Raw genomic sequence first — 26,880 nt, 5'->3', positions numbered from 1 at the left:
TTTAGTTATATGCTTCTTTTGTTGAGCATGATTTTTTTTCGTTTTTTATTTTTGTGGCAAATCCTTTACCTTTAGTGTTAGGCTTAAATTTTGCTGCGAATGTATTAGATTTTGCTTGTTGTTTTTCTACAGTTTGATCTTTCTTTTCTTTTATTTCTACTTTTGGCGTTGTTTGGTTTAAAAGATCTGGTTCTTTAGCTTTATCAATATTATTGTTATTTATATTATTTAAATTTTCTTCCCTTTCTTTAGATTTTTCTGTTTCAGCTTTTTGTCTTGCTTGTTGTTTTTCTGTTACTAATTCATCAATATTTTCAGGAGGCGGTGAGATATATTTATCTATACTAATAGTTAAGTTTTCAAATAACTTCTGAAGATTGCGTAAAGGTTTTTGAGTGAGTTTATAAGTTCCGGTAGCGACTAGCCCTCCGGCCAAAATACCGGCTCCTAGAATTACGGCTTTAGTAGTAAGGGCCGTGCCGGTGACCAATAACATAGGCATTGCTACGAAAGGTGCAGCTGCTACTGCAAGACCCGCTACTACGGCAAGTCCTACTAAAAATTTTTTACTTGCTAAAAAATTTGTTACGCGGCTCATTCCTGACATAGTACTTTTAGCAAGTTTTGTACAAAGCTGTCCTACTCCGGTTTTCAGAAACCAACCGCTTTTCTCTCTTGCATGAATTTTATCTTGTAATTTAGCATGTTCGTTAACATTGACAGATGTTTTTTGACCGTCTTTATCTTGATACTCTAAATGCCCTTTAGCCTCACCTTTAGTATCATACATCTTTGTAGCATCGTTGATTTTTGCTTTATCAAAATCTGCTCCTTCTTTATTAATTCCAGCTAGATTTGCTGCTTTTAGATTCGCTTGTTTTAGCTTCGCTTCTTTAAATATAGCCTCGGCTGCTTCCACTGCTTGCATATCGGCATTTTCCAACACTGCTTTAGTGAAATTGGCTTTAGTAAGATCGGCACGCTGCATAATTGCATTTTTAAAGTTAGTTTCCTTAGCATTAATATTTTTAGCAATAGCATCCGAAATATTTAATCCTTCGGCTTCTGCTTTTTCTAAAGTAGCATTACTTAACTGAGCAAATTGTGCAGTTGCATTAGTAAGCGTAGCGTTTGTAAGATCGGCATATTCAAGATTTGCTTTATCAAGCTGTGCTTTTGTTAAATCAGCGTTCTTAAGTTTAACACGCTGCATTATAGTTTCTCTTAAGTCAGCTTCTTTTAAAGATAGTATATTTTCAAATTCAGCATCGCTAAAATAGGCATTTCTTGCAGTTATGCCTTGCATATTACATTGCTCTTTAAATTTTACTTCTAATGCATGTGTTTTATTCATAAAAACATTTTCAAGATCAGTAGAAACGATATTTGCTTGATCTAGAAGTGCATTATTTAAAACTACCCCCTGCATTTGAACTCTTTGCATATCTGCATAAGCAAGCGATATACCGGTAAGATTAGAATTTTTCCATTCTGAATCTTTAATAATTAACTTTTCGGCATCGGCATTAACCATCATCACCGCATTAAATTTGCTATTTGTTACCTCTACTTCAGATAAATCTACTTTAGGCATGTAAGCTCTCGACATATCACTATTTTCAATTTTGCTCTTTTTAAGATCAGCAAAAAGAAATCCTGCGTTACGAGCCGTAACATTTTGAAAAACGGCATTTTGTAAATTAGCTCCTTCAAAATTAGTAAAATCTAAATTACAATTTGAGATTTTGATATTCTCTAAGTTGGCTGAAGCAAATAATGTATTCTTCAGGTTAAGATTAGTAAGAGTTTTTCCTGATAAATTAATCGCTGAAAGATCAGGAACTATATTTAAATCTTCTGAAAGATTTTTTTGCTTTCTAACAAATTCGGTAAGAGATAATTTTGTATTGGATTGTTTTGCTGCTTCAGCTAAATATAGATCAAATTCAGCAGAAGTTAATTTTATATATTCTTTCGGTATATCTCGCTCTTTAGCAGTCGAACCTATAATATATGATGGGTCTAGTTTTATTTGTATTTCTTCGTCTTGTAACTGCTCAAAAATACCATCTAAACCCTTACCGCAGAACATTCTAAGATTATCTAAGGCATATACTTCAGTTTCTAATTTGTTTACTTCATGCTGTAACTTGTTGATTTTTTCTAGTTCATTTTGTTTGTTTCTAGCAATAGTTTCTGTACTATAAAAAGCATTTAAAAGATTGGTCGCAATCCCAGGATTATCTAAATTTTGTTTTAGAGTTTCTAACTCTTCTTGCTTAGTCTTTAGCTCTTTTGATTTGATTTCCCATAAAGTTTTTTCGTCTTCTCCGGCCAAAATATATTTCTTGGTCTTCGTAGCTTCATCTATAACTATTTCTTTGATATGTTCTTTTTCTAAATCTTTATCTATATATTGATTTAATCTTTCAAGATCTGAAAAAGATAGTTTTATATCTCGTATTTTATCTTTGAGATTGGGGATTTTATAGTTATCATAATCATAATCTTTATAATTAAAATCTGTATAATGAAGATTTGCTCCTCTAAAGTCGGTACCGATAAATATACAATCATTAAATTTTACATTTGTTAAATCTGAATCACATAATATGGTATTTGTTAAGTCACAATTATTAAATACGGCATCTGTTAGTATTGTACCTTGGAAATTAGCATTGGCTAAATCTGCGTTAATTTCCATATTTTCTAAACTAGTAATGATAATTTTATCATTATCTTCAGCGAAATATTTATTTTTGATAAAATCATTTAGCGAGACACTAGAGTTATCTTTTATATAACCAAGGTAATCGTTTAGGTCTTTTTCTTCACATTTATATATATTAAGATTTGTCATATGTAGTTCTATATGATTAGTTAAAATATATTAATAGGTAACACATTACTAATTATTTTTCTAGTATTTTATTATTTATTTCTTTATAACCTCCGGGTTTTAGATTATCCATTGTAAAACTACCATATTGAATCCTAATTAATTTGTTAACTTTTAGTCCAAAATGCTCGAATATTCTTCTAATTTCACGATTTTTCCCTTCAAATAAAACTACTTCAAACCAAGAATTAGTCTTATTTTGCTTAAGTAATTTTATCGAATGAGGATTATAAAATATCTCGTCAATTTCTAAATTTTTATAATTGCTTTTTAGTAAAATATCAGACTTACCATACGCCCTAACATGATATACTCGCTTTAACCTACTTGAGGGAAGCTCAAACTGACGAGCTAAATCACCGCTATTAGTTAGTAATAATAAACCTTCGCTATTTAAATCCAGCCTACCTATTGAAATAACACGAGGTAAACCGGTTAGCTGTTCAAACACCGTTTTACGAGATAAAGGATCTTTATGAGTGGTAATTAAACCAACAGGTTTGTAATAAATCCAAAGCCTTGGTTTGTGTATATTATTGATTAATGTGCCTGATACTTCAATTTGATTACTAATATCAACATTTGTAGCCGGTGATAAAATTGTAATGCCGTCTACTTTTACCTGTCCTTCAACTATCAGCTTTTCAGCATCACGCCTAGAACAAACTCCTGCATTACTAATTATTTTAGCTAATCTATGCATTTTTAAATATAGTACATTTCAATAGACCTCTTCCCAAGCGTCGCTTCGAGAGGTAATGTATACGTCGATCCGGTCCTCGCATCTTCACGTATTTCTATATACGCTGTGGTGCTGTGTTCCGTGTCTCCTTTAAATCCCTCTCTGTAAGCTGGTTTGGGAAGAGGTCTAATAAAAATATATAAAAATACCCTTAAAAAGCAATATTAATATAATTATACTATACCGCTACATATGTTTTAACAAAATTATACGCATGTTAATTTTACTTATCAAAACTTTTTATTCTTTAAAATTCTTATCTTCTTTTTTTAGCTGATTTTCTTTTTAGCAAAAATTAAGTCCTCTGCTTTAATCTAAACTTCATTAAATTATGCAAAAACTTATTGGTTTAATCCTGTTAATTTCAGGTACTCTTGTATAGGTAGCGGTATGATAGCAATACTCATGGCATTAGCAAAATTAGGTATAATATCTAGTATAATATTGATGTTTATAATTTGGTTTATAATGTATTATACTTCTTGAATTAACCTAGAGCTTAATCTTCAAGCGGGTAAAGGCTTAACACTTGGGCATTGGGAAAATATTTTTCAGGACATACTGCTCAAATCATCGGTACGGTAAGCCTTAAGCTCCTTTCATATGCTTTACTTGCAGTATTTATATACGGAGGCTCTTCAATATTACAGAAGTTATTAGCTTTAAATACAAGTATAACTTATATAGGAGCATAGTGTATTATTATTACCTCTAAAGTTAGTAGATTATATAAATCGGGTACTATTTAATCGGATTGCTTATAATAATTGCAATTTTAGTTATTGGACTTGTTTCTATGATTCAGTTGGATAATTTACTGTTATTCTCACCAAATTATAAAGAAATATCTATATGGTGTATAATCACTCCGGTAGTGTTTACTTCATTTGGTTTCCAAGTAATCTTCCATACCTTAACTAATGATTGTAACAAAAATGCTAAAGACGGCGTTTTGATTTGGAAGCTTAATTCCTGCAATAGTATATATAATTTGGACTTGTAGTATTCTTATTGTAGCACATCATAATAATCCAACATTTTATCAACAAATGATTACCAGTAATGTAGAAGTCGGAGATTTAAGGAATTAAGTAATATAGCAAAATAGCAGTCTGTACAATTATTAGTTTGGATCATTTCAACTCTTGCTATCGTTATATCAATACTCGGAGTAGGATTAGGGCTATGTGATTCCCTTAAAACTATGTTTATGAATTCGATACCGAATGTAGTCGTAATATGACCACTTCTATCGTTACTATATTACCAGCTTATATTGTAGCAGTAGTAGTACCTAATGCTTTTATTATAATTTTAGGATTTGCTGGTATGATTCTTGTAATTATTGCAATTTTATTACCGGTTTATCTGTTATATAAAGCAAAGATAAATAATTTATTATCTTGAATTACAAAAACAATATCTAATTATTATATGTGTAATTGTCGAAATGCTTATAATGGGCTATGAACTTGTTAATATAGTAACTAAATAATAAGGCTATTTATTATTTATAAATATACTAATAATATTGAAAATAGGAATTTTGTAAATATAAATATTATGATAATAGGAAATAATATAGAAACAATCAAACATGTAGGAAATAACGGGCAAATATCCCTGGGGAAGAAATATGCAGGAAAACAGATACAAGTTTTAACCTTAAGTGACGGTACTATAATAATAAAGCCCGGTAAGTTTATTCCTGATAATGAGATGTGGCTTTATAGGAACAATAATAACGAGATGCTTGATAAAGCAATAGGATGGACAGAAAAAAATAAAAGATAAACATCGTCATTGCGAGGAAGGTACGAAGTAACTGACGAAGCAATTTCGGGAAAATTTCCTGAGATTGCCATGCTCACTAACGTTCGCTTGCAATGACGATTTGGTATCCACGCAATAATGATGTAAAGCAATTCTGATTTAATTAGAGTTAAAAGTTCTTGTCTCCAAATTACCAAATTTAGAAAATTGACTATCATAATAAAGCGAAACATTTCCAACTGGTCCGTTACGATGTTTTGCAACAATTATATCGGCAATATTATATACTTTGTTAAGCTTATCTAACCATTCGGCATGTTTAGCATCGCCTGCTGTCGGTTCTTTTCTAGTTAAATAATATTCTTCACGATAAATAAACATTACTATATCAGCATCCTGTTCTATAGTTCCAGATTCTCGAAGATCGGATAGCATAGGTTTTTTATCCTCACGTAGTTCTACTGCTCTTGAAAGCTGAGATAACGCAATAACCGGAATATTTAACTCTTTTGCTATTGCTTTTAAACCTTGGGTTATTTCTGAAATCTCGCTAACTCTATTTTCAGATTTAATTACTCCTCTAATTAATTGTAAATAATCAATAAATAATATACCGAGATTATGCTTGCGTTTCATTCTTCTAGCTCTTGTTCTTATAGCGGAAATAGATAGAGCAGGGGTATCATCGATAAAAAATTGTAATTCCGATAAAGTATTTGCTTCCTTGCGAAGACGGTTATATTTTTCTTCACCTAGAATCCCCGTACGAAGAGAAGTAGAATCAATTTCTGCACACATTGAAAGTAGACGTGTGGTTAGCTGTTCTGAGGACATTTCTAAAGAGAAAAAACCTACTGACTGAATTTCTTGATTATCTCTAATATTTTTAAGACGCATATTATTACAGGCATTAAGTGCAAGATTTATAGCAAATGCCGTTTTACCCATTGACGGACGTCCTGCAAGAATTATAAGATCGGAATTATGAAAGCCGCATAATTTATTATCTAGATCAATCAAACCGGTAGATATACCGATTACATGATCATTATTTTTCATAGCCCTATTAATACTAGTTAGTGACTCTGAAATAGATATACCGATTTTGGTAAAACTTTTTTCATTCAAGCCTTCGCTAGCTAAATCGTAAAGTTTAGCTTCGGCATGTTCAATCTGTTCCTTTGCTTCAACTTCTAATGAAGAATTATAGGCATTATTTACTACTTCTTCACCGATATTTATTAAATTACGCTTTATTGCTAAATCATATATTATTTTACCATAATCAACCGGATTTATTACCATCATTGACATAGTTATCAATTTTGCTAAATACTCCGCTCCTTCTACTTCTTGAAATAGTTCATCTTGAGTTAACATACTACGTAAAGTAATAGGTGTAGCTATCAGCCCTTTTTCAGTAATTTTCTCAATTGCCTTATAGATTTTTTGATGAATAGGTTCAAAAAAATGTTCATCACGTAAAAATTCCGATACGTAATTTAGTAATTCGTTATTGGTTAAAATCGCCCCAAGTAGCATTTGCTCTGCTTGAACATTTGAAGGTAAAACCCTTGGTATAGGTAAATTATCTTCGTTATCAGCTAATATATTTGTTTCGTTATTTATTTTATTACGTGCCATTGTTGTTTGTTAAATTATTATATAGTGTGAAAAAAAGTCCTTTATGTCATTCCCATGAGGTATTGTTGTGTGGATACCGAGTCGTCGTTGCAAGCAGCCGTAGGCTGCGTGGAAATCTAGGAGAATGATAAAAAAATTCTGTAAATCAGAATTTTTACTGGATTGCTTCGTCAATTACTTATGTAATTGCCTCGCAATGACGTTAAAACCGATCTACAAAACAAAGCCCAAAAACAGAACATTTTACATTGTTCATTCTTTGCTTCATTTCTACGTTTATCTACTAAACTTTCTTCCGGTGAAAAATATTTATTAATGATATTACGGGCTTTTTTTAATGCAAGTTTTAATAGTAAAGTTGATACTTTATTGCTCATAACTATCCCAGCGTTTAATTAAATTAGTTTCGATATCGAAAAAATCTAAAACTCTAGTAATAGAATGATTCACTATATCATCTATACTTACAGGGTTATTATAAAAAGCCGGCATGGGCGGTGATATAATGCCGCCGTAACTTGCTACTTTTAACATATTTTCTAAATGTCCGATATGCAAAGGAGTTTCACGGGTCATTAAAATAAGTTTTCTTCTGTCTTTAAGTACAACACCTGCCGCCCTACTAATTAAGTTATCTTCCATTGAGTGAGCAATACTTGCTAAGGTCTTCATACTACAAGGGGCTATTATTATGCCTGAAGTTTTAAAAGAGCCGCTTGCAATAGTAGCACCTAAATCTTTATCGTCATAATAATAATTAGCTAGTAACTTAACTTCATCTATAGAATATTTAGTTTCGAGCTTTATAGTAAGAGCTGCTCCCTCTGAAATAACCAAATGAGTTTCGATATTTTGTTGCTTTAGTACTTCAAGCAAACGAATACCATATATTGCTCCTGAAGCTCCAGAAATTGCTATAACAATTTTTGTTTCTTTATTCATCTAGGTTTCTATAATTTATCAGTTTAGTATATAATAAAAAAAAAATTATAAAATACATTATATATGCGAATAGCAAAAATATTATTACCGGTAGCAAAATTATTTCCGCTAGATTATTTAATACCTGAAGATTTAGAGCTAAACATAGGTGATCTTGTTGTAGTGCCTTTTAGAAATAAGGAATTAACCGGCATAGTATGGGAGCTTGTTTCCAATTCCGAAGCAAAAAAAATAAAAACTATTAGAGCGAAAGTACCGTTAAATTTAAATATTACTTCAGAAGTTTTAGAATTAATTAAATGGATGAGTAGCTACTATATGTCAGAGCTTGGGAGCATAGCCAAGTTAGTATTACCTATAGATATTGCTGAAAAACCGATTAAAGTTAAGGAGCAGAAAGTCAATAATAACTTTATGCTACCTGATTTGTCAGAAGAGCAGAAACAAGCAGTAACAATTTTAAATGAAAGTAATAAGCCAACACTTGTTAAAGGTGTTACAGGATCAGGTAAAACAGAAATATATTTTCATCTAATAGCAGATTACTTAGCAAAAGGCAAACAAGTGCTTGTTATGTTGCCTGAAATTGCTTTAAGTACACAAATTATTAATCGTTTTATAGAGCGATTCAGTTTTGAGCCTATCATATGGAACTCAAGCGTTACCAAAGCTCACAAGAAAATGATTTTAAGAGGTATATTAAGCGATAAAGTTAAAGTAGTAATTGGGGCTAGAAGTAGTTTGTTTTTACCTTTTAAAAATCTTGGTTTAATAGTTATAGATGAGGAGCATGATGATTCCTATAAACAAGATGACGGTATATTATATAATGCTAGGGATACGGCTATCGTAAGAGGTACATTTGATAAAGCACAAGTTGTTTTGTGTTCGGCAACACCGTCTATTGAAACAATACATAATATAGAAATGGGTAAATATCAATTGGTTACATTGGTTAATAGATACAAAAATGTCGATTTGCCAAATATAGAAATAATCGACATGACTAAAGAAAAACTATCTAAGAATTCCTATTTATCCAAGCTTCTTATAGAAGCTATCAAAGGTAATTTAGATAATAAAAAGCAAGTCTTATTATTTCTTAATCGGCGTGGTTATGCTCCGCTCATGCTATGCAAAGCTTGCGGTCACAGATTTACCTGTAAATTCTGCTCTTCTTGGATGGTAGTACATAAAGCGAATAAAAAACTTGAATGTCACCATTGCGGTTATCAAAGTAAAATTTTTAGTTCTTGTCCTGAATGTCTAGATGATGAAACATTAACTATCTGTGGTCCAGGTATAGAGAGAATAGAAGAAGAAGCAAAAGCACTTTTTCCTGAGAGTAAAATTGCGGTGATAAGTAAAGATCATGCTAAAAGCCCAGAAAAAATAGCACAGCTTCTATATCAAATGGAAAATTTAGAAATTGAGATTTTAATAGGCACACAAATAATAACAAAAGGTTATCACTTTCCGAATCTTACTTTAGTTGGAGTAATAGATGCCGATCTTGGAAGCAATAATGCCGATCTTAGAGCATCTGAGCGAACTTTTCAGCTACTACATCAAGTAGGTGGTAGAGCGGGTAGAGGAGATAGTAAAGGTGTAGTATATTTACAAAGCTATTATCCTGATAATGCAATTTTTAGTTATGTTAAAGCCGGTGATGAAGATAGTTTTTTTGCAAATGAACTTGAAATAAGAAAATCAGCAGATATGCCGCCATTTTCTAAAACAGCATCAGTAATTTTATCAGGTTCCAGTGAGGCTAAAATTCTAGAAATTGCTAGGGATATGGTCCGAATTGCACCAAAAGCAAACGTGAAAATTTTAGGACCGGCAAGCTCATTAATGTCAAAGCTCGCTGGTAAATATCGTTACCGGATACTTATTATAGCCGATAAGAAATTTAATTTGCAGAAATATTTAAAATTTTGGCTAAGCCTTATAAAAATTCCTTCTTTTTGCCATCTAAAAATAGATATCGATCCTAAAAGTTTTTATTAGCTTTTATATCTTTCTCCTTGATGCTGCGACGGTGGAACATTAGATGAATGAGGAGTAGGATTGGTAAGAGATTTTTGTATTTCTGCTATAGCTTTTTTAGTATTTTGAGTAGAATTTTTTATAGCATATTTATAAAAAGCAGCTTTAGCTTTATCTCCGGTAAAAGAATATTTTAAAATTACCAATATTTTTCCAAATAGGATTATTATCCATTTGTGTAGTTTCTTCACACCATTTTACCTACCTCTTTCAGTTTTGCTTCAACTTTAGCTATAGCAGCTGGATTATGTTTATTATCATCATAAATCTGAATAATATTATTTACTTTTTCTTTAAATTCAATGTGTTTTCTACTTTGTTTCAAATGAGCTATTATATAATCATTATTTACTAATTCTCTAAGATTATCAATTATATCAGATAATTTAGGTGGTTCAGGTAATTTATAATGTTGATTGATTTTTTCCAATGTATCTTTGTGTGGATGATGCTTTATTAGATTATCTTCTATAAAAGAAGCAAACTCTTTTTGAGGTACTCCTACTTGTTTTATTAGTCCGTCCTAATGATTGTTCATAAGCTTTAATAGTAACATCAAGACACGCTGCCCTGCCATAGAACCGCTTAATGCTATATAGCAGCTAAATTCTGGAATCAAAGCATCTTTGGTATCAATATTATGATCTTTAAAAAATTTCTCTGTTTTCTCTTTTACGGTTAAATTAGATTGTTTTTTAGGTGTTTCTTCCGGTACTTTTGTTTGTTCCGGAGCCGGTTTTGAAAAAATCATAGGCTTGTGGGTTTCAACTTGCGGAGATAGGGTGTCGAATATCAAGTGCTTGGGAATGTGTAGTTAAGTCAGTCTGTTTTTTATGTGCCTCGTTCCATGCCTTTATTCGCTCAGAAGTGGGTGTTGGAGGAACAGCCGGTTTTGTATTTTTTGGTGGGTTATTTGACATATTTTTTGATTTTTTTCCTACTCTTGTATTCTATCTTTTACTGATTTTGGAATATTATCTTGTGCCATATTAAGCTCCTATGTTTATTTACATAATTAAACAGCTTGCTTAAATTTTTTATAAATTGCAAGCAAAATTTCTTTTTGTAATGCAATATTTTTACTATAAGATAGTTAGGTTATATATTAGAATCCAAGTTATTAACTAAAATGAGATATGAATTTTATGTACCCCCATATTAGACTTAGAAGAAATAGAAAAGCTTTTTGGCTTAGAGAGTTAATATCCGAAAGTAATTTATCGGTTAGTGATTTAGTATTGCCTTTATTTGTTGTTGAAGGATATAATGAAAGGCAAAAAATTAAAACTATGCCTGGTATATATCGTTTATCGATTGATCAAATAGTAGAAACGGCAAAAGCAGCAGCAGAGCTTGGTATTAATGTTATTGCATTATTTCCGAGTATTGATCAAAGTCTAAAAAGTGAAAATGCCGATGAGGCTTATAATTTAGATCATTTAATATGTAGAACTATTAGAAGCATCAAAAATGCTAATATCGATATTGGTATAATATGCGATGTAGCACTTGATCCTTATACTACACATGGTCATGATGGTATTGTGCATCATGGGGAAGTTGATAATGATAGATCAGTAAGAGCTTTGTGTAATCAAGCATTAGTGCTAGCAAAAGCTGGAGTAGATATTGTTGCACCTTCCGATATGATGGATGGAAGAATCGGGGCTATAAGGGAATATCTTGACAAAGAGGGATTTATAAATGTTGGAATTCTTGCTTATGCCGCTAAATATGCTTCAAGTTTTTACGGTCCGTTTCGCGATGCTGTTAAGAGTAATAAAAAGAATTATTTAGATAAATCAAGCTATCAAATGGATGTACGTAATATTAAGGAAGCAATGCTTGAGATTGAGCATGATATAGCAGAGGGAGCCGATATGGTAATGGTGAAGCCTGGTATGCCATTTTTGGATGTGATTCGTGAAGCGGCAAATAATTTTAATGCTAAAATTTTTGCATATCAGGTTAGTGGAGAATATGCAATGTTAAAATTTGCAGCAGAAGCAGGGGCAATTAATTGGGAGAGAGCTTTGATGGAGTCATTAATTAGTTTTAAACGTGCCGGTGCCACAGGTATATTTACCTATGCAGCTCTTGAAGTAGCTAAAATATTAAAGAACAATAAAATTAAGTAGAAAACGGCTTCTGTCCTTGATATAAAACAAATAATATATTTTATCATTATATCAAAATTATCAATTTGATGTAAATCATTATAAAGAGGCGAAGATGACGCAAAATAAGAAATCAGTATTTAAAGGTTGGAGTTTTTTAAAGCCTAAAGAAGGCGGAGCTAATGAGGCAGGAGAGCATGGCGGAGTATATCAAAGCTTAGACGGTAAAATTACGGCGATGATAAAAAAAGAGGCTGCAAGCTCAAAAAATATAGCCGAGTTTTTAGGATCTCAAATTTTTGAAGCTGTAAGTCCTGGAAATGGAGCAAAGGTTAATTTAATTGCTCCTGATGATTTTAATAAATCTAAAGCCATTGATGCGCAAATATATGTCAAATCTGAATTTTTTGAGAATTATAGTAGCGATATGTATGTGGACATGGATAAACATATGTCTGCTAAAACTAAACCAAGTTCTTGGTTTAGAAAGGACGGCGGTAGACCACTTTTTATGGGGACTAGAAATAAATTATTTAGAACCTTAGAAAATGCTTTTAAGGAAATTAAGTATCAGAACTTTGAAAACATTATGTCGGCAAGTTTATTGATCGGCGATTTTGATATACATGTTGGAAATATAGGAGTTATCAGAGATCAACAAAATCCAAAAACTTTACCTAAATTAGTAAGAATTGATTTTGCTGGTAGTTTTGATAATTTAACAAATAATATATATCCGCATTCAAGAGCTAAACATTTACCTGGATTCGGCCCCACTAACCATTTTAGAGAATTTCCTTCTAATTTAAGAACAAAAAATCCTAATTTTGCCGATAGCTTACTTGCAGTTTCTAAAATTGATTTAAGCAAAACTATTGATAAAAGTTTTGATGAATTAACTAAATATTATAGTAATGAAGCAATTACAGAATTTGCAAAACAAGCGATGCCAAAGCAATTTAATAATAAAAAATCTAAAGAAATAACGCCTGAAGAAATTAAGGCTAGTTTAATAGATACAATGAAAAAAAGGCAAGAATCCTTAAAGGAATACGGCTTAGAAATTAAAGTAAATAGTTTAATTTCTAAAAAATATAGTTGTCCTTATTACGAAGTAAAAGAGCAAGGATTAAAAACATTAATGAAAGAGTATCCTGATTATTTTGCGAAAATTCTTAATTATGCAGAAAGAAAAAAAGGAGGACAAAAACTTAAATTAAGAAATAAAATTGCTACTAATTTTGCAAGAATTTTAGAAATACTTGGTATTAGAGATAGTGCGAAAAAACATTTAATAAAGACAATAAAAAGTTTAAATGAAGCTATTAAAGATGAAAGAAATTTAGCTGGTTCTTCTGATAAAATAAAGAAAGAACCAAAACAAAAATCGGTAAAGACAAATATATATGCAGATAGAAAATATGTAGATGCTCTAGACAAATTTAAGAAAGAAGTTGGAACGGATGATATTGTTAGTGTTACTCCAAGTCAATTAGGTCTAGCTAAAAGAGCTAAACAAAAAGACCAAGATTTATTAAAATTAGATGGAAAAAATCTAAAACATATAAAGAATCTACACGAAAAGGTTATAAAGCCTACTCAAACTACTGCAGCTAGTGTTGTTAATAAAAAGTCTACACCGGCTAAAACGAGATAATAAATGAACCAAGCAACAAGAAGCCGACAACTAAGTAATTAATCAGTAAAAGCCCATATTGCATCGGCAGCTTAATTATCTCAATCTTTTTAGAAAAATACATGGCTTTTACTACTTTAAGATAATAAAAAGCAGCAACTACACTGGTAAAAATACCACAATAAGCTAATGCGAATTCTTCTTGATTAATTGCTTGGTAAAAAAGGTAATATTTACCGAAAAATCCTGTAAGAGGAGGGATCCCAATCATTGAAAACATAACTATGCTAATTACAGCAGCTATAGTTTTATGATGCTCTGCAATCCCTTGTATAGTTTTAAAACTAGCTTTATCGGCGTCTTTACCGAGCAGTATAATTAAGCAAGTAAAAAATCCTATACTCCCTACCACATATATTAGAATATATAGTAGAGCTGCCTTATATCCTTCTTGATTATGCAGAAGAACGCCGATTAATACATAACCGATATTTAAAATAGTACTATAAGCCATTAATCTTTTTAGAGAAGTTTGACGAATGGCTCCAAAAGCTCCAAACAGCATAGATAATATAGCAATTATCTTTATTAAATTATAATTAATAGGGTAGTAATTACCTATAATTAATTTGCTGATATTTAATAAAACAATAACCATACCTATTTTTGAGGCAGCAGTGAAATAAGTAACCGAAGTAATCGGTGATCCTTCATATACGTCAGGGACCCAAAAATGGAGTGGAACACTTGAGAGTTTAAAGAAAATACTACTTAAAAATAGTACAATACCGATTATTAAACCAAGATTCATTCCGGAATTATCATGTAGTTTATATAAGATGTCCTCAAATTGTAGGCTCCCGCCGAATCCGTATATAAAAGAAATACCGAATAATGATAAACAACTAACTAAACTACCTAAGATAAAATATTTTAAAGCACCTTCCGATGATTGCATATCATTTAATTTGAATCCTGCAAGTGCATATGAAGTTAAAGCAGTAAGCTCCATACCGCAGAATAATAATAGAAAATTCCGTGATGAAATTGCAACAAAAATACCTACGACCGATAATAACATTAAAGTAATAAATTCAAACTTTAATTCCTCAGCAACAAGAATAGAGTAATCACGGTATATAATCATGGAGATAATGGTGAATAGTAGCACTATGCTTTTACTAATACCGATATTTATTCCGGTAGCAAATGAGTACCATACTTCTTCATAACTTGAGTACTTAAAGGTAAGAAAAATTGATAATATGCATAGTAAAATAATGATATTAGAAATAATTCTATTTTTATTTGGGATCATTACGGCAAAAAACTGCCCTAAAAGTGCTATTAAAGTCAAAGTTATTTCAGGAAGTAGCAGTAGCATATAAAACTAATATTATTTATGAAAATATAGATATTAGTAAATAAATCATTTTTTATCAACAAACTTATATATAATATTGAACTTTAATACTACCTCTAATTAAAATTATTTTCTTCGTAAAATTATATTACACAAAAAAAGCCTAAACATGATGAGATTGTATGTAGTGCATTTGAAAACCCTATAGTTGCTAAAGCCCTCTATAGCGTAGTTCTAATAATCCTTCTTTGTTCTTATTCTTTAGCAGACTTCGTATTCTGTGCAAATATATTATTACCGACTATTAAAATTCCTATGGCTAATATTTTAGATGTTCGTTTCATATTTTTATATTTTATAACTATAGGTGCTAATTTTGTTGAGTGTATAATTTCTTATATATTAATAATTAATAGTTGCAATAAAAAATAAATTATTTTGGTTAATCAATTTTAAATTGCTTAAATAAAATTAAATTCTTAAACTCACACCTATAATTGTTTTAATCTAATTAGGTTTTCTAATAAAAATATACTTTCTACCATTAAGTAAAAATATGAAGCCTTCTACTTCAAAATCATTAACTGACAAGTTAAGAACCTTGATATAGCTCTCACGATACTTTACCAAAGCTAATATAAGATACGAAAATCAAAACTCAGTCTTTAGATGAATATTACGTAAAATTACAGATATTATTGAGTGAAGACGATGAAGCAGCTAAAGCAGCATTACGCGATAAAGTTGTCGGAGAAAAGAGATCGATAGAAATAGAGAATATTTTTAAAGCCATAGATACGGAAAGATAAGAGAGCTGTTTAATAAAAATTATCAAGTTCAAGAAGAAAAAATTGATAATATAGTTAAGTCACTAAATGAAGAACATAAGTTTGAGATACTTCGCAGAAATCTACCTAATAAAAGTGAATCAGAAATAAAAAATATCATTGAGCAAGTAAACAGAATAAAAGCAGATGTCGGTAAAGTACTGTTACTCGGTAGTGTAGGAATAGGTAAGCATTATATATCTTATAAATGGGGAAAAAGGGAGTTATGGAGCGATAAGTTTGATTATGTTTTTACAGTTAGGTTACAAGAATTATTAAATGAAAGTTGGAAAGACGGTTATAGTGGGTATTTTGATATTAATAATTTATCTCAAAGTAAGCTTAATTGTTTTATCCATTATTGTTTAGGCAGTAGTGAAAGTACCTTAAGTATTAAGGAAATAATGGATATCCAAAATAAAGATAAGATGTTGTTATTACTTGACGGGTATGGCGCAGTAGCACATCTAAATACTCGAGATGAATTTAAAAAGTTAATAGATAAAATATTAGAATATAAAAACATAATAATGAGTTCTAGACCTAATACGGTTGTAGAAGCAATGCGTAACAGGTTTGTGCGGAAAGTAGACAATACAGACTGGGATAGTGAGGGGATAATAAAAATTTTGAGTATGATAAAGAGCTAGCAATTAAAAAGCTTTTTGGATAAAATACGAGAAATATGTGAAGTTCCTATCAATACTGCATTAATATGTTTGGTTTGGAGTGATCAAGCAATAAGGGATCAGTTTTACAAAAACAGCGATGAAGATTTTAATATAAGTCGTTTATATAGTGAAATAATAAACTGGCTTAATAATAGACATCTGGAAAAAAACCAAAATAAATATAAAAATAAAACTGAAGCGAATGATATAGATGAAGTTATAGAACAAGGATGATTAAAAAGAGAAGGAAGTAATGATCAATTTATTCACTTAACTATTCAAGAATTTTTAGCCGCATGTTATTTAAAAAATCAGTTAACAGATGATAATACAAAACACAAAGCAGTGAGCTTTATAGGTAAGCATAGAAACGAACCGAAATATCTAATGATTCTGAAGGTTCTAGCTGGAATAGTTAGTAATGATAACAAACAAGAGTTAACAGAAATATTTTGGGAAGCTGTAACATGTAATGTTGATATGATATTAGAGTTAGGGATTGAAAGAAAGATTATACTCTTAATGCATTTATTAGCTCAAAGCAAAATTAACGGGAAATTTGATAGTAGAATACCGAATTTAAAACGAATACAAAATTTAATAGATGAAGTTGTGCTAAAAGATATTACGGGTTGGGAACAACATATAATAGACAGTGGTTATTTATCGGAAGCAATTGTTAAAACAGTAAATGAAAAATTACAAAACAAAAAACAGTTATAGAAATCATCACAGGATTAGCAAATAGAAATGAATTGGGCAGTAAAACAAAAATTTATAAGAAGTTAACAAGTCTATTAGAAATTAAAGATGAATAATTACAAAAATTAGCCCAAATCTTAGATAAGACAGTATTACAGGAAAGCTTAAAAAATAATACCGTTATTAAATAAAAAGGTATTAAATGAATATTATAATATTGATTGAAATAATTAATATTATGCCTAATTTAGATATAAAAATATTAAATCGGGTAAAAAAATTATACAACTAATACTTAGTTACTAAAAGCTTAGTTAAGATAGTAAATACAACACCTAATATAAGCACCCAAGGCATTTAATGCACTGCAAGAATTATTTAATGATCCTATAGAAAATTTCAAGTTCGAGGCAATTTCAGTTTTAGTTGAAATAGTAAAAGCAAAGCCTAGTTTAGTAAAAGAAGCATTGAACATATTGAAAACACTAATCCGTAATGCTAATTATGTCAAATTTGATACTGTGCAATGTTTAAAATCAGAATAACTATTTGGTAACCCTAATAATGAAATTTTATATTAAGCTACTCGAAGCTTAACTGAAATGCTAAGTGTAATGCATGAACAAGAAGCTTTAAATACACTGCAAGATCTACTAAATGATTCTAATATTTATATTAAGGCTACGGCTGTTTTAAGTTTAGATTTAATATATATTGTACCAAGTTTAACATTAACAATATTTAGTATATTGAAAGAAGTATTAAACGATTCCAGCAATGAAGTCAAAATTGTAGTTATTTGGAGCTTAACTGAAACAGTACGTATAAATCCTAGTTTAGCCCAAGAGACATTAAAAATAGTAGTAAGCTGAAGTTTGCAAGTGAAATCATTCAAGATGCAAAAATAAGGTTGAAAACCGGTAATTTTAAATTACTAGATGCCGAGGCAAATAAAAGATTAGATGCCTATGAAATTAAGATAGATAGCCACAATAAAACACTAAAAGCTAGTGGAACAATACAAAAAGCAGAAATCTTTAGAGAGATTGAAAGTTTAGTATAAGAAAGCCCATTATTATACGATTACTGTAATGCATTTTATTGGAATATAAAAAAGATTATAAATGCTTGCTGTATTGCTGAAACTAAAATATTTAAAAATAATATTAATGAACAAGAGGGTATAATAAAAATATTAGCACAAGGTATAGATTTAATAACGCAAAGTTTCTTAATAGATATATTAACAGATTTGGCTTGCAGTATAGTAGCAGCAAGGCATGAGAGAAAGCATAAAAATAAAGTAATTAGTATAAACTATATTATTCGCAATAAAATTGGAATGGAAGATTTAGATAATAACTTAAAGAAAATAGTTATTATTAAAACACAAGAACGTAGAAATGAAATAATAAATCTCTCAAAAACACCTATATCAAATTCTGATTCCACTAAATTTCGAGCTAATATAAAAGAATTAGGTAATGTAGCTAAAGAATTTGGGCTTCCTAAAGCTATAGAAAGACATGATAAAGACAATATAGCTGTGCAACTAGCTTTAAAGGACTCTATTTTATTTATTGAATCTTTATATATAAACTGTGATGATATTAGTAATATTGTCTAATGTTAATCTCTTCTGACACCTAATAAATGTAAAATCAGATAAGCAGCAATTGCCACTCTCTTAAGAATCGTGTATGCTGGTTTTCCCGCACACAGCTCAAACCTTGTTAGACCCAGCTATTTGGTTGTGTGTCACCTTACTCCCATTCAATGGAGCGTTTTATTATCAACCTAATGCACATGTGATGAGTTTCTTTTGAGTCGGCTCACGCTTTTCAAAATATTTCTTATATGCCGGATCATATATTGTAGTATCCATTTTAACTTTCACATGTCTTACAATCGGTAAATATTTCATTTTGAGTCTCTTTATTCATACTCTTAGGTTTATCTAGTGACATAGATGGTTGCCTAGCGGGAACAACTCTTTGATACAACCTCGTGTCACACTATTATATGGCTTTTCGGTTATTTAGGTATATGTTAAATATTGCTGAATATCATAGAAAGTACTAAAAAACACAAAATTTCCTTTCATATATCCTTTAGTGTTTTATAATGGCATACAAAAATATACTGCTCCTTTAAAAATTTATGGGAATTATTTGAAAATAGTAAATTAGTAAAAGCTATTTGGATTAATGATTATCAGCTAATTAATGTTCATGAAATTCCTGATGAAAAATTGACAGGAAATACTTGGTACGGAATTTTATAATTTTTTATGAAGCACATTCATACACGAGATTTGTTAAAGAGATAGTAAGAAATAGCAGACATTTTAACTATATTTGCTGAGGTTAATATAGGGATTTATAGAGTTAATTTTATTCTACATTTTGACCAAACTTAGTCAAAATGATATAATATAGTCAAAAATTTAATTACAGTCGGTGTAAACACTGATTTAATAGCTACCTCAACCGGATTAAAGAAGGAAGAGGTTGAAAAACTTAAATAAATTACTTATACATGTATTTATTATCATTTATATTAGGAGGATTAAATGCATTACTCCGTCAATTACATTTATCAATTAGCTCTATAGAGTTTTATAAAGACGTATATAAAAACTATCAAGGGTACGGAATAAGATATGTATTTACCTTATCTTTTATCCCATCAATAATTTATTGTATTTTTATATTAAATTACATAATAACTTTAAAAGATTATTTTAACGGAATACAATTATCAAAAGTTACAGCCAACATTGAATATATCATTAATCAATTACCGGAAATTAAATATAATAATTCAAACATTTCAGTTGAAGAAGTAGAGCCTATATATTTATATAGCAAGAATAACAATAAAATAGTCGTCATTGATACAAAAAATCAAGTTTCTAACAAAGAAAAAAGCAAAATACCGTTTGTACTTGAAGAGAATAAGCTGAAGATAAATTTAATTGTAGCCAATACTAAGAAAAATTTCCTAAGTACTGTTAACTATTCTGAGATATTCAAGCAAAATGAAGTAATTTTAACTCCTGAAATAATAAAAAAATATTTTGCCGATAATTTATTATATGCACCAAATTTATTTATTTATTTCGGTATGCCGGCTATTATATTATTTTGGTTTGTAACATTCTTATTAGAGAGAAGTATTATAGTTTTGTTAGTATATAGCTTAGCCAATTTACTTACTACTAAAACTTCAATACAAACTTCTATAAGGCTAGTAATGTTTTCAAGTGGAGTCCCGATAATATTACAACCGGTTATTATTATATTAATACCGGAATTAAGCATATTATTACAGCTACTACAAATGTTTACAACTTGTTTAGTATTTGTCGCTATTTGGCAAATTAACAAGAACCTATCGCACTATATATAAGAAAAATCAGTTATCATATAATATGTGATTTTAAATCCTCAATTTACTAAAAAACAGCCTATTATTAAAAAAATAAAAGTTTTTATTGTTAAAATGAAACCTAAAGTTAAATGGGTAAGGAAAAAAAGAAAGTAAGGTTTGCAGAAGAGTCGCAAGTTAAGGAATTTTTACAAGATAAAGAAGCAACAGAAGTAGACCTTATAAGAGGAAGAGTAATTAATATTTATGATAAAGGTGGCTACTTAAAGCCGGATCAATTGGTAATTCATGAACGCGAAGTTATTGGAGTAAAAAATGTTGAAGTAAAGAGCAATCTAAATTTCTTGCAACAAATTTTTGCTGCAGTAGGTCAAAGGACACAAAAACAATCCAAGAAGAATTTACTTATACTACCGGCGATATACAAGGAATATTGAAGGATAACGGTCAATTTATTAATAATTCTGAAGAAATTAGAAAATTTGTTGATAAAAATAAAGATATTCAAATTGCAGATATTGACGGTATTGGTAATTTAAATCATCAGGGTAAAACACAAATTAATTCAAAGTTTGGACTAAGTAATGAAAAAATTATTCTTTATAAGGATGGTCAATTAGCTACTATTGAAAGAAAAGGGCCATTTATAAATCAAGAAGGAGAGCTTTTATACAAACTTAGTCCAAAAAGATAATGAAGTTTATCTAGTTGGAGATGCTGGAAGAAATATTGATATACCTTTTAGAGATCCAAAAACTAGAGCTAGAGATAATTGGAATAGATTAATAAAGAAATTTAAGCATGCTTTAATACCGGAACATGAGTTAGGAAAATTAAACGATGCAATAGTAGATTCTGTAAGAGTTAAAGTAGTTCATCCAAATCCCAAACTTGCGGAACATCATCTTCAAGAAATAGCTCAAGGTAAACAAATATGGGATGGGTATGAATTTAAAATATTACGTATGGGACCAGAGGCAAAAAATCACCAATTATTCTATGATACCTCCTCTCAAAGATTACTTGATGCTAACGGTAAAGTAGTTTCTACTATCGGTAAAGAAAGTAAAAGCATGAATAATGTTCAAGCATTTGTAATGGGCGAGGATGGAACAATTTATATAGGTACTCATAAAATCAATATTTGCCAAATACTAAAAATCTTGTTCATGGTTCATTTTTAAGTGGAAAACCTGTAGAAGCAGCAGGAGTTATAGGTATAAATGATAGGGGACAAATTGATTACCTTCGTAATAATAGCGGTTATTATTAACCTGAAGCTTTAGATATGTACTGTGCTGTAAAAAATACAAGAAACTATGCCCGGTGCTTTAGATAAAAATTGTCAAATCAATATTCAAAGGCATCTACGAATACTTGTTACTGATTTTGTAAAAAATATGGAAACCAAAGTAGGTTTCAGAAAAAATGCTAAAACTCATTATGAAAAACTAAGAGAGGAAAGAATAGAGAAAATTAAAAATTATCAAGCGAATTTAAAAATATTGCTGCTTCTTCAAAACTTAAAGCTAGAAATAGAACAACAAACAGAGGGCATGGATAATAAAATAATTAACTATTTATAATTAAATGTCATTCCTGCGAAAGCAGGAATCCAGCTAAATGTCATACTCATACTCCGGCATTGTTGTGTGGATTGGTAAAACCCATGTCACCTAGTTCACTTGACCACTGGGGCCATAAAAATAATTGAAAGTACTAATATTTAAGTTGGGTCCCGCTACAAGCTTGTGGGATGATGACAAAGCAATTTTGGATTCTCGCTTCTAGCTAGGAATGACATCGAAGGTGTTTTTTGTAACATGCAACAACGTCCCTAGGTAATGTTGGATTAATCACTTATTTATAATATTCTCTCCTTCTTTTCTACTTCTACTAGTTTCTACACAATGAAATTTTAGTTTATATTAACAAGCTAATTTTTTATTAAATAATATAATTATATACTTGACTAAATTACTCGGGTATTGTAGATATAAAACTATTTTAAGTTTTAATAGGTTGGTTATATGATGCTGACGACAAAAGGAAGATATGCCGTAATGGCAATACTTGAAATGGCTTCAAAATCAAGTGCCGAACCGATCACTTTGAATGAAATGTCCGTAAAACAAAATATATCGCTTAACTATTTAGAGCAGATATTTTCTAAACTTAAAAAAGCTGATCTAGTTAAGGCTATTAGAGGATCGAAAGGTGGGTATATTTTAATCGGTAACCTAGAAGAAATAAAAATTTCCGATATTATGGACGCCGTTAACGAAAATTTTATAATGACTACCTGCTATAAGAAGTCAGTTAAAAATTGCGTGCCTGATACAATAAAATGTAATTCGCATCAATTATGGCAAGGTCTTGGTAAGCATATTAGAGATTATTTTGAAAATATCTCAATTAAAGATGCTTTAAACTCAAATTTAAATATATGATATATTTAGACCATAATGCTACTACTTTTATCGACCCTAGAGTTAAGGAATTCATAATAAGTTTAATGGACAAGGAGCTTAACCCTTCATCAGCACATAGCTCAGGTAGATTTGCTAAGAATCTCATAGAAACGGTACGCGCACAAATAGCAGTGGCTCTTGGTATAACCTTATCATCTAGAGAATATGATATTACTTTTACTTCATCAGGGACTGAAGGTAATAATTTAATAATGAAAAATTTTTATGACGGCGATATTTTTATTTCAGCTATTGAACATTTATCGATCTATAACCATATAAACTACGCTCCAAATATTAAAGTTATAAGAGTTAATACGCAAGGGCTAGTTGATTTAGAACATTTAGAAGAGTTGTTAGCTCAAAGTAATACTAGTAAAAAACTAGTGTCCATAATAATGGCTAATAATGAAAGCGGAGTTTTACAAGATATAGCTGAGATAGGTAAAATAACTAAAAAATATGAGGCAAAATTTCATAGCGATTTAGTGCAAGGTTTTGGCAGAATACCAATAAATATCAAGGCATTAGGATTAGATTTCGCTACAATTTCAGGGCATAAAATAGGAGGGGGGCAGGGTGGCGCTGCTTTAATTTCTAGCTCTAATTTTCAAGTTACTCCAATGATTATAGGAGGAGGGCAGGAAAAATCAGTACGCTCAGGCACTGAAAATGTTTTAGCAATTGCAGGATTTGGTTTAGCTTCTATATTGAGGACAGACAATATCTCAGAAAATTATATAAAAATCAAAAAGTTACAAGAAAATTTAGAGAAAAAATTAAAAAAATATCCTAATGTAAATATTGTTAGTAATAATGTAGCTAGGTTGCCTAATACTACCTTAATTACTATACCCAATACGGATGCACAAGTGAAATTAATCGGGTTTGATTTACATAATATTTGCGTAAGTTCCGGTTCTGCTTGTTCATCGGGAAAAATATCTAAATCGCATGTATTAACCAATATGGGTGTAGGGGAAGAAGAAGCAAAATCTTCGATTAGGATATCTTTAAGTCATACTAATACGGTAAGTGATATAGAGGCTTTTATAAAGGCTTTTGAGGAGATTTACGATGTCATTCCTAGCTAAAAGCGACGTTGTCGCACGGGCTCCGTTTATGTCATTCCCGCTTTCGCGGGAATGACATCGATATCGATGACTAAACTATACCAAAACATGAATTAATTTAACCATATGAACCCACAATTAAACAATTTAACCTTACCGATATATATGGATTATCAGGCGACGACTCCAATAGATCCAAGAGTAATGGAGGCAATGTTGCCTTATTTTACTACCAAGTTCGGCAATCCTCATTCACGCAGCCATTCTTTCGGTTGGGAGGCAGAAAACGCAGTTGAAGAGGCAAGGGGTATGGTAGCAAAGTTAATAGGAGCGGATACTAAAGAAATTATTTTCACTTCCGGTGCAACTGAGTCTAACAACCTTGCAATAAAGGGAATAGCAAAATTTTACAGCAATAAAAAGAATCATATTATTACCGTAGTCAGTGAACATAAATGCGTACTTGATGCTTGCAGGCATTTAGAGCAAGAAGGTATAAAAATCACATACTTACCGATTAAGCCAAATGGAATAATCGATTTAGAAACTCTAAAAAATGCTATTACTGATCAGACTATGTTAGTTTCAGTTATGGTGGTTAATAATGAAATAGGTGTTATTCAGCCTTTAAAGGAAATCGGGGAAATTTGCCGTGAAAAGGGCGTTTTTTTTCATTCCGATATTGCTCAAGGTTTTGGTAAAATTCCAATTGATGTTAACGCGTTTAATATTGATCTGGCTAGTATCTCAGGGCATAAAATTTACGGTCCGAAAGGAATAGGGGCATTATATGTAAGGAAAAAACCTCGTGTGCGTGTTACACCACTCATAAACGGTGGCGGGCAGGAGAGAGGTATGCGTTCAGGTACGCTACCGACTCCTTTAATTGTAGGGCTTGGCATGGCTGCTGAAATAGCATATAGTGAGATGGAAAAAGATACTAAGCATGTAAATTACTTATTCGACAGATTTTTAAATAATATATATAAGCGAATTTCAAAAGTTTATTTAAACGGCGATAAAAATCAAAGATATAAAGGTAATTTAAATTTAAGCTTTGCCGGAGTTGAAGGAGAATCAATGATCCTTGCCATTAAAGATTTAGCGGTTTCCTCTGGTTCTGCTTGTACTTCTGCCTCTTTAGAGCCGTCATATGTTTTACGTTCTATGGGAATCGGTGAAGAGCTTGCCCATACTGCAATTAGGTTCGGCATAGGTAGATTTACTACTGAGCAGGAAGTTGACTACGCAGTAAATTTAATATGCTCAAAAATCGATAAACTAAGGGAATTAAGCCCTCTTTGGGAAATGATGCAAGAGGGAATTGATTTGAAAAAGATTAAATGGGCTGTACATTGAGAATATCGTCATTGCGAGCAGCCGTAGGCTGCGTGGCAATTTTGTCAAATATACTGAGATTGCTTCGTCAAAATTTTCAATTTTCCCTCGCAATGACGGTTCAGATATTCACGCAAGTATAACATATAAAACCAAATTTTAGAGAATAACAATGGCTTATAGCAAAAAAGTGATAGATCATTATGAAAATCCTCGTAATGTTGGGTCGCTTGATAAAGAAAATAAAAATGTTGGTACAGGACTAGTTGGAGCTCCTGCTTGCGGTGACGTTATGAAGTTACAAATCGTAGTTGATGATGACGGGATTATTACAGATGCTAAATTTAAAACATTCGGCTGCGGTTCAGCTATTGCTTCAAGTTCTTTAGTAACGGAGTGGGTTAAAGGAAGATCGGTAGAAGATGCCGAGACTATTAAAAATACCGAAATAGCAAAAGAATTGTCACTTCCACCGGTAAAATTACATTGCTCACTACTTGCTGAAGATGCAATAAAAGCAGCTATAGCCGATTACAAACAGAAAAAAGAAAGCAAAAAAGACTCTTAAAACATGAAAAATGTTATTTCATTAACCGATTCTGCTGCAAAGCAAGTAAAATTGCTAATAGAAAAACGTGCCAAGCCTACCTTTGGTATTAGGGTAGGGATTAAGTCAGGCGGTTGTGCCGGTCAGACTTATTACGTGGAATATGCCGATAGTAAAAATCAATTCGATGAAGTAGTTGAAGAAAAGGGCGTACGAATACTAATCGACCCAAAGGCATTAATGTATATGCTAGGTTCTGAAATGGACTATGTAGAGACTAAATTCAAATCCCAATTCACTTTCACCAATCCCAACGAAAAAGCTAATTGCGGCTGCGGCAAATCTTTTAGCGTGTAACACTTTAAAATTAATAAAGGTTTTAAAATATGTTTAACTGGGTTTATTATAAAATATAATATCACACTATTCTGGCAATTACAGCACATCCATAAAAAGTCAATTGCATTTATTTTAAGAAAAATCATGCAAATCACCGGAAAATGCAATCCCCCAGCCTACTGCGATATGATTAGGATCGCGTATATTATTATATTTAACTAGATCCTGAACAGGAGTACCATAATTTGTGAAATTTTTGATAAAGCATCTCCTGATTTTACTGTATAAACTGTAGTGGTGCGATTTGGCATATTAACTCTCCTAAAATTATTTTTGATAGCTTAAAAAAGCTATCAA

31 protein-coding genes and 4 pseudogenes are annotated in these 26,880 nt (G+C 30.9%); 23 read left to right on the top strand and 12 right to left on the bottom strand.

Annotated elements, in window-relative coordinates:
* Window position 1 precedes the first annotated feature (1 nt).
* The 3 genes and pseudogenes from ACPKKV_RS05630 to ACPKKV_RS05620 form a co-directional block, all read right to left on the bottom strand.
* Window positions 2-2,860 (bottom strand): pentapeptide repeat-containing protein, encoded by a 2,859-nt coding sequence (locus tag ACPKKV_RS05630; protein ID WP_392506623.1) that lies wholly within the window; start codon window positions 2,858-2,860, stop codon window positions 2-4.
* Window positions 2,861-2,912: 52 nt separating this feature from the next.
* Window positions 2,913-3,602: a pseudouridine synthase gene (locus tag ACPKKV_RS05625; protein ID WP_392506622.1), complete on the bottom strand. Its 690-nt coding sequence runs from the start codon at window positions 3,600-3,602 to the stop codon at window positions 2,913-2,915.
* Window positions 3,603-3,619: 17 nt separating this feature from the next.
* Window positions 3,620-3,772, bottom strand: a pseudogene (locus tag ACPKKV_RS05620) (palindromic element RPE1 domain-containing protein); the annotation flags it as partial.
* Window positions 3,773-4,177: 405 nt separating this feature from the next.
* On the opposite strand from ACPKKV_RS05620, the gene ACPKKV_RS05615 reads away from it, so the two are divergent.
* The 4 genes and pseudogenes from ACPKKV_RS05615 (at window position 4,178) to ACPKKV_RS05600 (ending at window position 5,435) form a co-directional block, all read left to right on the top strand.
* Window positions 4,178-4,336 (top strand): hypothetical protein, encoded by a 159-nt coding sequence (locus ACPKKV_RS05615; RefSeq protein ID WP_392506621.1) that lies wholly within the window; start codon window positions 4,178-4,180, stop codon window positions 4,334-4,336.
* A 101-nt stretch (window positions 4,337-4,437) separates the two neighbouring features.
* Complete coding sequence (locus ACPKKV_RS05610; RefSeq protein WP_392506864.1) at window positions 4,438-4,644, top strand: hypothetical protein; 207 nt, start codon at window positions 4,438-4,440, stop codon at window positions 4,642-4,644.
* A gap of 201 nt (window positions 4,645-4,845) precedes the next feature.
* Window positions 4,846-5,048 (top strand): annotated as a pseudogene (locus tag ACPKKV_RS05605) (aromatic amino acid transport family protein).
* 156 nt (window positions 5,049-5,204) lie between these two features.
* Window positions 5,205-5,435: a hypothetical protein gene (locus tag ACPKKV_RS05600; protein WP_392506620.1), complete on the top strand. Its 231-nt coding sequence runs from the start codon at window positions 5,205-5,207 to the stop codon at window positions 5,433-5,435.
* A 138-nt stretch (window positions 5,436-5,573) separates the two neighbouring features.
* Here the strand turns inward: ACPKKV_RS05600 and ACPKKV_RS05595 are convergent, their stop codons facing one another.
* The 3 genes from ACPKKV_RS05595 to ACPKKV_RS05585 form a co-directional block, all read right to left on the bottom strand.
* Window positions 5,574-7,058, bottom strand: coding sequence for a replicative DNA helicase (locus ACPKKV_RS05595; protein WP_392506619.1), 1,485 nt, complete (start codon window positions 7,056-7,058; stop codon window positions 5,574-5,576).
* A gap of 170 nt (window positions 7,059-7,228) precedes the next feature.
* Window positions 7,229-7,435, bottom strand: coding sequence for a hypothetical protein (locus ACPKKV_RS05590; protein ID WP_392506961.1), 207 nt, complete (start codon window positions 7,433-7,435; stop codon window positions 7,229-7,231).
* Window positions 7,425-8,000 carry a UbiX family flavin prenyltransferase gene (locus tag ACPKKV_RS05585; RefSeq protein ID WP_392506617.1) on the bottom strand — a complete coding sequence of 192 codons (576 nt, stop codon included), beginning with the start codon at window positions 7,998-8,000 and terminating at the stop codon, window positions 7,425-7,427. Before ACPKKV_RS05585 ends, ACPKKV_RS05590 begins: the two co-directional genes overlap by 11 nt.
* A 63-nt stretch (window positions 8,001-8,063) precedes the next feature.
* Between ACPKKV_RS05585 and ACPKKV_RS05580 the strand changes: the two genes are divergently transcribed.
* Window positions 8,064-10,010, top strand: a complete 1,947-nt coding sequence (locus ACPKKV_RS05580) for a primosomal protein N' (protein WP_392506616.1) — start codon at window positions 8,064-8,066, stop codon at window positions 10,008-10,010.
* Here the strand turns inward: ACPKKV_RS05580 and ACPKKV_RS05575 are convergent.
* The 3 genes from ACPKKV_RS05575 to ACPKKV_RS05565 form a co-directional block, all read right to left on the bottom strand.
* Window positions 10,007-10,240 carry a hypothetical protein gene (locus ACPKKV_RS05575; protein ID WP_424492214.1) on the bottom strand — a complete coding sequence of 78 codons (234 nt, stop codon included), beginning with the start codon at window positions 10,238-10,240 and terminating at the stop codon, window positions 10,007-10,009. The two genes, ACPKKV_RS05580 and ACPKKV_RS05575, sit on opposite strands and share 4 nt — an antisense overlap.
* The gene (locus tag ACPKKV_RS05570) at window positions 10,237-10,479 is read right to left on the bottom strand and encodes a hypothetical protein (protein ID WP_392506614.1); all 243 of its coding nucleotides are present in this window, start codon (window positions 10,477-10,479) and stop codon (window positions 10,237-10,239) included. The genes ACPKKV_RS05575 and ACPKKV_RS05570 overlap by 4 nt, the downstream gene beginning before the upstream one ends.
* A gap of 93 nt (window positions 10,480-10,572) precedes the next feature.
* The gene (locus tag ACPKKV_RS05565; protein ID WP_392506613.1) at window positions 10,573-10,800 is read right to left on the bottom strand and encodes a hypothetical protein; all 228 of its coding nucleotides are present in this window, start codon (window positions 10,798-10,800) and stop codon (window positions 10,573-10,575) included.
* A 394-nt stretch (window positions 10,801-11,194) separates the two neighbouring features.
* Here ACPKKV_RS05565 and hemB point away from each other — a divergent pair, with 394 nt between their 5' ends.
* Together hemB and ACPKKV_RS05555 are read left to right on the top strand one after the other, a co-directional pair.
* Window positions 11,195-12,187, top strand: coding sequence for a porphobilinogen synthase (gene hemB, locus ACPKKV_RS05560; RefSeq protein ID WP_392506863.1), 993 nt, complete (start codon window positions 11,195-11,197; stop codon window positions 12,185-12,187).
* A 94-nt stretch (window positions 12,188-12,281) separates the two neighbouring features.
* A complete protein-coding gene (locus ACPKKV_RS05555; protein ID WP_392506611.1) occupies window positions 12,282-13,823 on the top strand; it encodes a hypothetical protein in 1,542 nt (513 codons plus the stop codon).
* Here the strand turns inward: ACPKKV_RS05555 and nuoN are convergent.
* Complete coding sequence (nuoN, locus tag ACPKKV_RS05550; protein ID WP_392506610.1) at window positions 13,810-15,186, bottom strand: NADH-quinone oxidoreductase subunit NuoN; 1,377 nt, start codon at window positions 15,184-15,186, stop codon at window positions 13,810-13,812. The genes ACPKKV_RS05555 and nuoN overlap by 14 nt on opposite strands.
* 784 nt (window positions 15,187-15,970) lie before the next feature.
* Between nuoN and ACPKKV_RS05545 the strand changes: the two genes are divergently transcribed.
* The 6 genes from ACPKKV_RS05545 (at window position 15,971) to ACPKKV_RS05520 (ending at window position 18,992) form a co-directional block, all read left to right on the top strand.
* Window positions 15,971-16,642, top strand: coding sequence for an NACHT domain-containing protein (locus ACPKKV_RS05545; RefSeq protein WP_392506862.1), 672 nt, complete (start codon window positions 15,971-15,973; stop codon window positions 16,640-16,642).
* 15 nt (window positions 16,643-16,657) lie between these two features.
* The gene (locus ACPKKV_RS05540; protein WP_392506609.1) at window positions 16,658-16,897 is read left to right on the top strand and encodes an N-acetylglucosamine kinase; all 240 of its coding nucleotides are present in this window, start codon (window positions 16,658-16,660) and stop codon (window positions 16,895-16,897) included.
* A 111-nt stretch (window positions 16,898-17,008) separates the two neighbouring features.
* Window positions 17,009-17,386, top strand: a complete 378-nt coding sequence (locus ACPKKV_RS05535; RefSeq protein WP_392506608.1) for a hypothetical protein — start codon at window positions 17,009-17,011, stop codon at window positions 17,384-17,386.
* 581 nt (window positions 17,387-17,967) lie between these two features.
* Window positions 17,968-18,237 carry a HEAT repeat domain-containing protein gene (locus tag ACPKKV_RS05530; protein WP_392506959.1) on the top strand — a complete coding sequence of 90 codons (270 nt, stop codon included), beginning with the start codon at window positions 17,968-17,970 and terminating at the stop codon, window positions 18,235-18,237.
* Window positions 18,238-18,275: 38 nt separating this feature from the next.
* Window positions 18,276-18,428 (top strand): hypothetical protein, encoded by a 153-nt coding sequence (locus tag ACPKKV_RS05525; protein ID WP_392506607.1) that lies wholly within the window; start codon window positions 18,276-18,278, stop codon window positions 18,426-18,428.
* Window positions 18,429-18,617: 189 nt separating this feature from the next.
* Window positions 18,618-18,992 carry a hypothetical protein gene (locus ACPKKV_RS05520; protein WP_392506605.1) on the top strand — a complete coding sequence of 125 codons (375 nt, stop codon included), beginning with the start codon at window positions 18,618-18,620 and terminating at the stop codon, window positions 18,990-18,992.
* A gap of 165 nt (window positions 18,993-19,157) precedes the next feature.
* Here the strand turns inward: ACPKKV_RS05520 and ACPKKV_RS05515 are convergent, their stop codons facing one another.
* On the bottom strand, window positions 19,158-19,289 hold the full coding sequence (locus tag ACPKKV_RS05515; RefSeq protein ID WP_392506604.1) for a hypothetical protein: 132 nt from the start codon (window positions 19,287-19,289) through the stop codon (window positions 19,158-19,160).
* Between the two features lie 614 nt (window positions 19,290-19,903).
* Between ACPKKV_RS05515 and ACPKKV_RS05510 the strand changes: the two genes are divergently transcribed.
* The 10 genes and pseudogenes from ACPKKV_RS05510 to ACPKKV_RS05465 all read left to right on the top strand — a co-directional run bounded on the left by ACPKKV_RS05510 (window position 19,904) and on the right by ACPKKV_RS05465 (window position 26,541).
* Window positions 19,904-20,776 (top strand): DUF1189 family protein, encoded by an 873-nt coding sequence (locus ACPKKV_RS05510; RefSeq protein ID WP_392506603.1) that lies wholly within the window; start codon window positions 19,904-19,906, stop codon window positions 20,774-20,776.
* A 110-nt stretch (window positions 20,777-20,886) separates the two neighbouring features.
* Entirely contained in the window at window positions 20,887-21,192 is a 306-nt protein-coding gene (locus tag ACPKKV_RS05505) for a hypothetical protein (RefSeq protein ID WP_392506602.1), read from the top strand.
* Complete coding sequence (locus ACPKKV_RS05500; protein ID WP_392506601.1) at window positions 21,189-21,449, top strand: hypothetical protein; 261 nt, start codon at window positions 21,189-21,191, stop codon at window positions 21,447-21,449. The genes ACPKKV_RS05505 and ACPKKV_RS05500 overlap by 4 nt, the downstream gene beginning before the upstream one ends.
* A gap of 271 nt (window positions 21,450-21,720) precedes the next feature.
* A complete protein-coding gene (locus ACPKKV_RS05495; RefSeq protein WP_392506600.1) occupies window positions 21,721-21,939 on the top strand; it encodes a hypothetical protein in 219 nt (72 codons plus the stop codon).
* Window positions 21,940-22,074: 135 nt separating this feature from the next.
* Window positions 22,075-22,319: pseudogene (locus ACPKKV_RS05490) on the top strand (hypothetical protein).
* Window positions 22,320-22,785: 466 nt separating this feature from the next.
* Window positions 22,786-23,205: a Fe-S cluster assembly transcription factor gene (locus tag ACPKKV_RS05485; RefSeq protein ID WP_392506599.1), complete on the top strand. Its 420-nt coding sequence runs from the start codon at window positions 22,786-22,788 to the stop codon at window positions 23,203-23,205.
* A complete protein-coding gene (locus tag ACPKKV_RS05480; RefSeq protein ID WP_392506598.1) occupies window positions 23,202-24,320 on the top strand; it encodes a cysteine desulfurase family protein in 1,119 nt (372 codons plus the stop codon). Before ACPKKV_RS05485 ends, ACPKKV_RS05480 begins: the two co-directional genes overlap by 4 nt.
* A 105-nt stretch (window positions 24,321-24,425) precedes the next feature.
* Window positions 24,426-25,658, top strand: coding sequence for an IscS subfamily cysteine desulfurase (locus tag ACPKKV_RS05475; RefSeq protein ID WP_392506597.1), 1,233 nt, complete (start codon window positions 24,426-24,428; stop codon window positions 25,656-25,658).
* Between the two features lie 151 nt (window positions 25,659-25,809).
* Entirely contained in the window at window positions 25,810-26,205 is a 396-nt protein-coding gene (gene iscU, locus ACPKKV_RS05470; protein ID WP_016830807.1) for a Fe-S cluster assembly scaffold IscU, read from the top strand.
* 3 nt (window positions 26,206-26,208) lie between these two features.
* On the top strand, window positions 26,209-26,541 hold the full coding sequence (locus tag ACPKKV_RS05465; protein ID WP_392506595.1) for an iron-sulfur cluster assembly accessory protein: 333 nt from the start codon (window positions 26,209-26,211) through the stop codon (window positions 26,539-26,541).
* A 114-nt stretch (window positions 26,542-26,655) separates the two neighbouring features.
* Here the strand turns inward: ACPKKV_RS05465 and ACPKKV_RS05460 are convergent.
* Window positions 26,656-26,834 (bottom strand): annotated as a pseudogene (locus ACPKKV_RS05460) (LysM peptidoglycan-binding domain-containing protein).
* Between the last annotated feature and the right edge of the window lie 46 nt (window positions 26,835-26,880).

The organism is Rickettsia finnyi, from assembly GCF_049668125.1.
GTDB lineage: Bacteria > Pseudomonadota > Alphaproteobacteria > Rickettsiales > Rickettsiaceae > Rickettsia > Rickettsia kotlanii.
This window is presented reverse-complemented; position numbering and strand designations above follow the sequence as displayed.

Bases quoted from the DNA above. Each gene is read 5' to 3' on its own strand.
- ACPKKV_RS05600 (WP_392506620.1), top strand. From the start codon at position 5,205: ATGATAATAGGAAATAATATAGAAACAATCAAACATGTAGGAAATAAC.
- ACPKKV_RS05485 (WP_392506599.1), top strand. From the start codon at position 22,786: ATGATGCTGACGACAAAAGGAAGATATGCCGTAATGGCAATACTTGAA.
- ACPKKV_RS05505 (WP_392506602.1), top strand. From the start codon at position 20,887: ATGGGTAAGGAAAAAAAGAAAGTAAGGTTTGCAGAAGAGTCGCAAGTT.
- ACPKKV_RS05495 (WP_392506600.1), top strand. From the start codon at position 21,721: ATGGGACCAGAGGCAAAAAATCACCAATTATTCTATGATACCTCCTCT.
- nuoN (WP_392506610.1), bottom strand. From the start codon at position 15,186: ATGCTACTGCTACTTCCTGAAATAACTTTGACTTTAATAGCACTTTTA.
- ACPKKV_RS05590 (WP_392506961.1), bottom strand. From the start codon at position 7,435: ATGAGCAATAAAGTATCAACTTTACTATTAAAACTTGCATTAAAAAAA.
- ACPKKV_RS05580 (WP_392506616.1), top strand. From the start codon at position 8,064: ATGCGAATAGCAAAAATATTATTACCGGTAGCAAAATTATTTCCGCTA.
- ACPKKV_RS05630 (WP_392506623.1), bottom strand. From the start codon at position 2,860: ATGACAAATCTTAATATATATAAATGTGAAGAAAAAGACCTAAACGAT.
- ACPKKV_RS05595 (WP_392506619.1), bottom strand. From the start codon at position 7,058: ATGGCACGTAATAAAATAAATAACGAAACAAATATATTAGCTGATAAC.
- ACPKKV_RS05555 (WP_392506611.1), top strand. From the start codon at position 12,282: ATGACGCAAAATAAGAAATCAGTATTTAAAGGTTGGAGTTTTTTAAAG.
- ACPKKV_RS05510 (WP_392506603.1), top strand. From the start codon at position 19,904: ATGTATTTATTATCATTTATATTAGGAGGATTAAATGCATTACTCCGT.
- ACPKKV_RS05565 (WP_392506613.1), bottom strand. From the start codon at position 10,800: ATGATTTTTTCAAAACCGGCTCCGGAACAAACAAAAGTACCGGAAGAA.
- ACPKKV_RS05530 (WP_392506959.1), top strand. From the start codon at position 17,968: ATGCTAAGTGTAATGCATGAACAAGAAGCTTTAAATACACTGCAAGAT.
- ACPKKV_RS05465 (WP_392506595.1), top strand. From the start codon at position 26,209: ATGAAAAATGTTATTTCATTAACCGATTCTGCTGCAAAGCAAGTAAAA.
- ACPKKV_RS05625 (WP_392506622.1), bottom strand. From the start codon at position 3,602: ATGCATAGATTAGCTAAAATAATTAGTAATGCAGGAGTTTGTTCTAGG.
- ACPKKV_RS05475 (WP_392506597.1), top strand. From the start codon at position 24,426: ATGAACCCACAATTAAACAATTTAACCTTACCGATATATATGGATTAT.
- ACPKKV_RS05610 (WP_392506864.1), top strand. From the start codon at position 4,438: ATGATTCAGTTGGATAATTTACTGTTATTCTCACCAAATTATAAAGAA.
- ACPKKV_RS05585 (WP_392506617.1), bottom strand. From the start codon at position 8,000: ATGAATAAAGAAACAAAAATTGTTATAGCAATTTCTGGAGCTTCAGGA.
- ACPKKV_RS05480 (WP_392506598.1), top strand. From the start codon at position 23,202: ATGATATATTTAGACCATAATGCTACTACTTTTATCGACCCTAGAGTT.
- ACPKKV_RS05515 (WP_392506604.1), bottom strand. From the start codon at position 19,289: ATGAAATATTTACCGATTGTAAGACATGTGAAAGTTAAAATGGATACT.
- hemB (WP_392506863.1), top strand. From the start codon at position 11,195: ATGTACCCCCATATTAGACTTAGAAGAAATAGAAAAGCTTTTTGGCTT.
- iscU (WP_016830807.1), top strand. From the start codon at position 25,810: ATGGCTTATAGCAAAAAAGTGATAGATCATTATGAAAATCCTCGTAAT.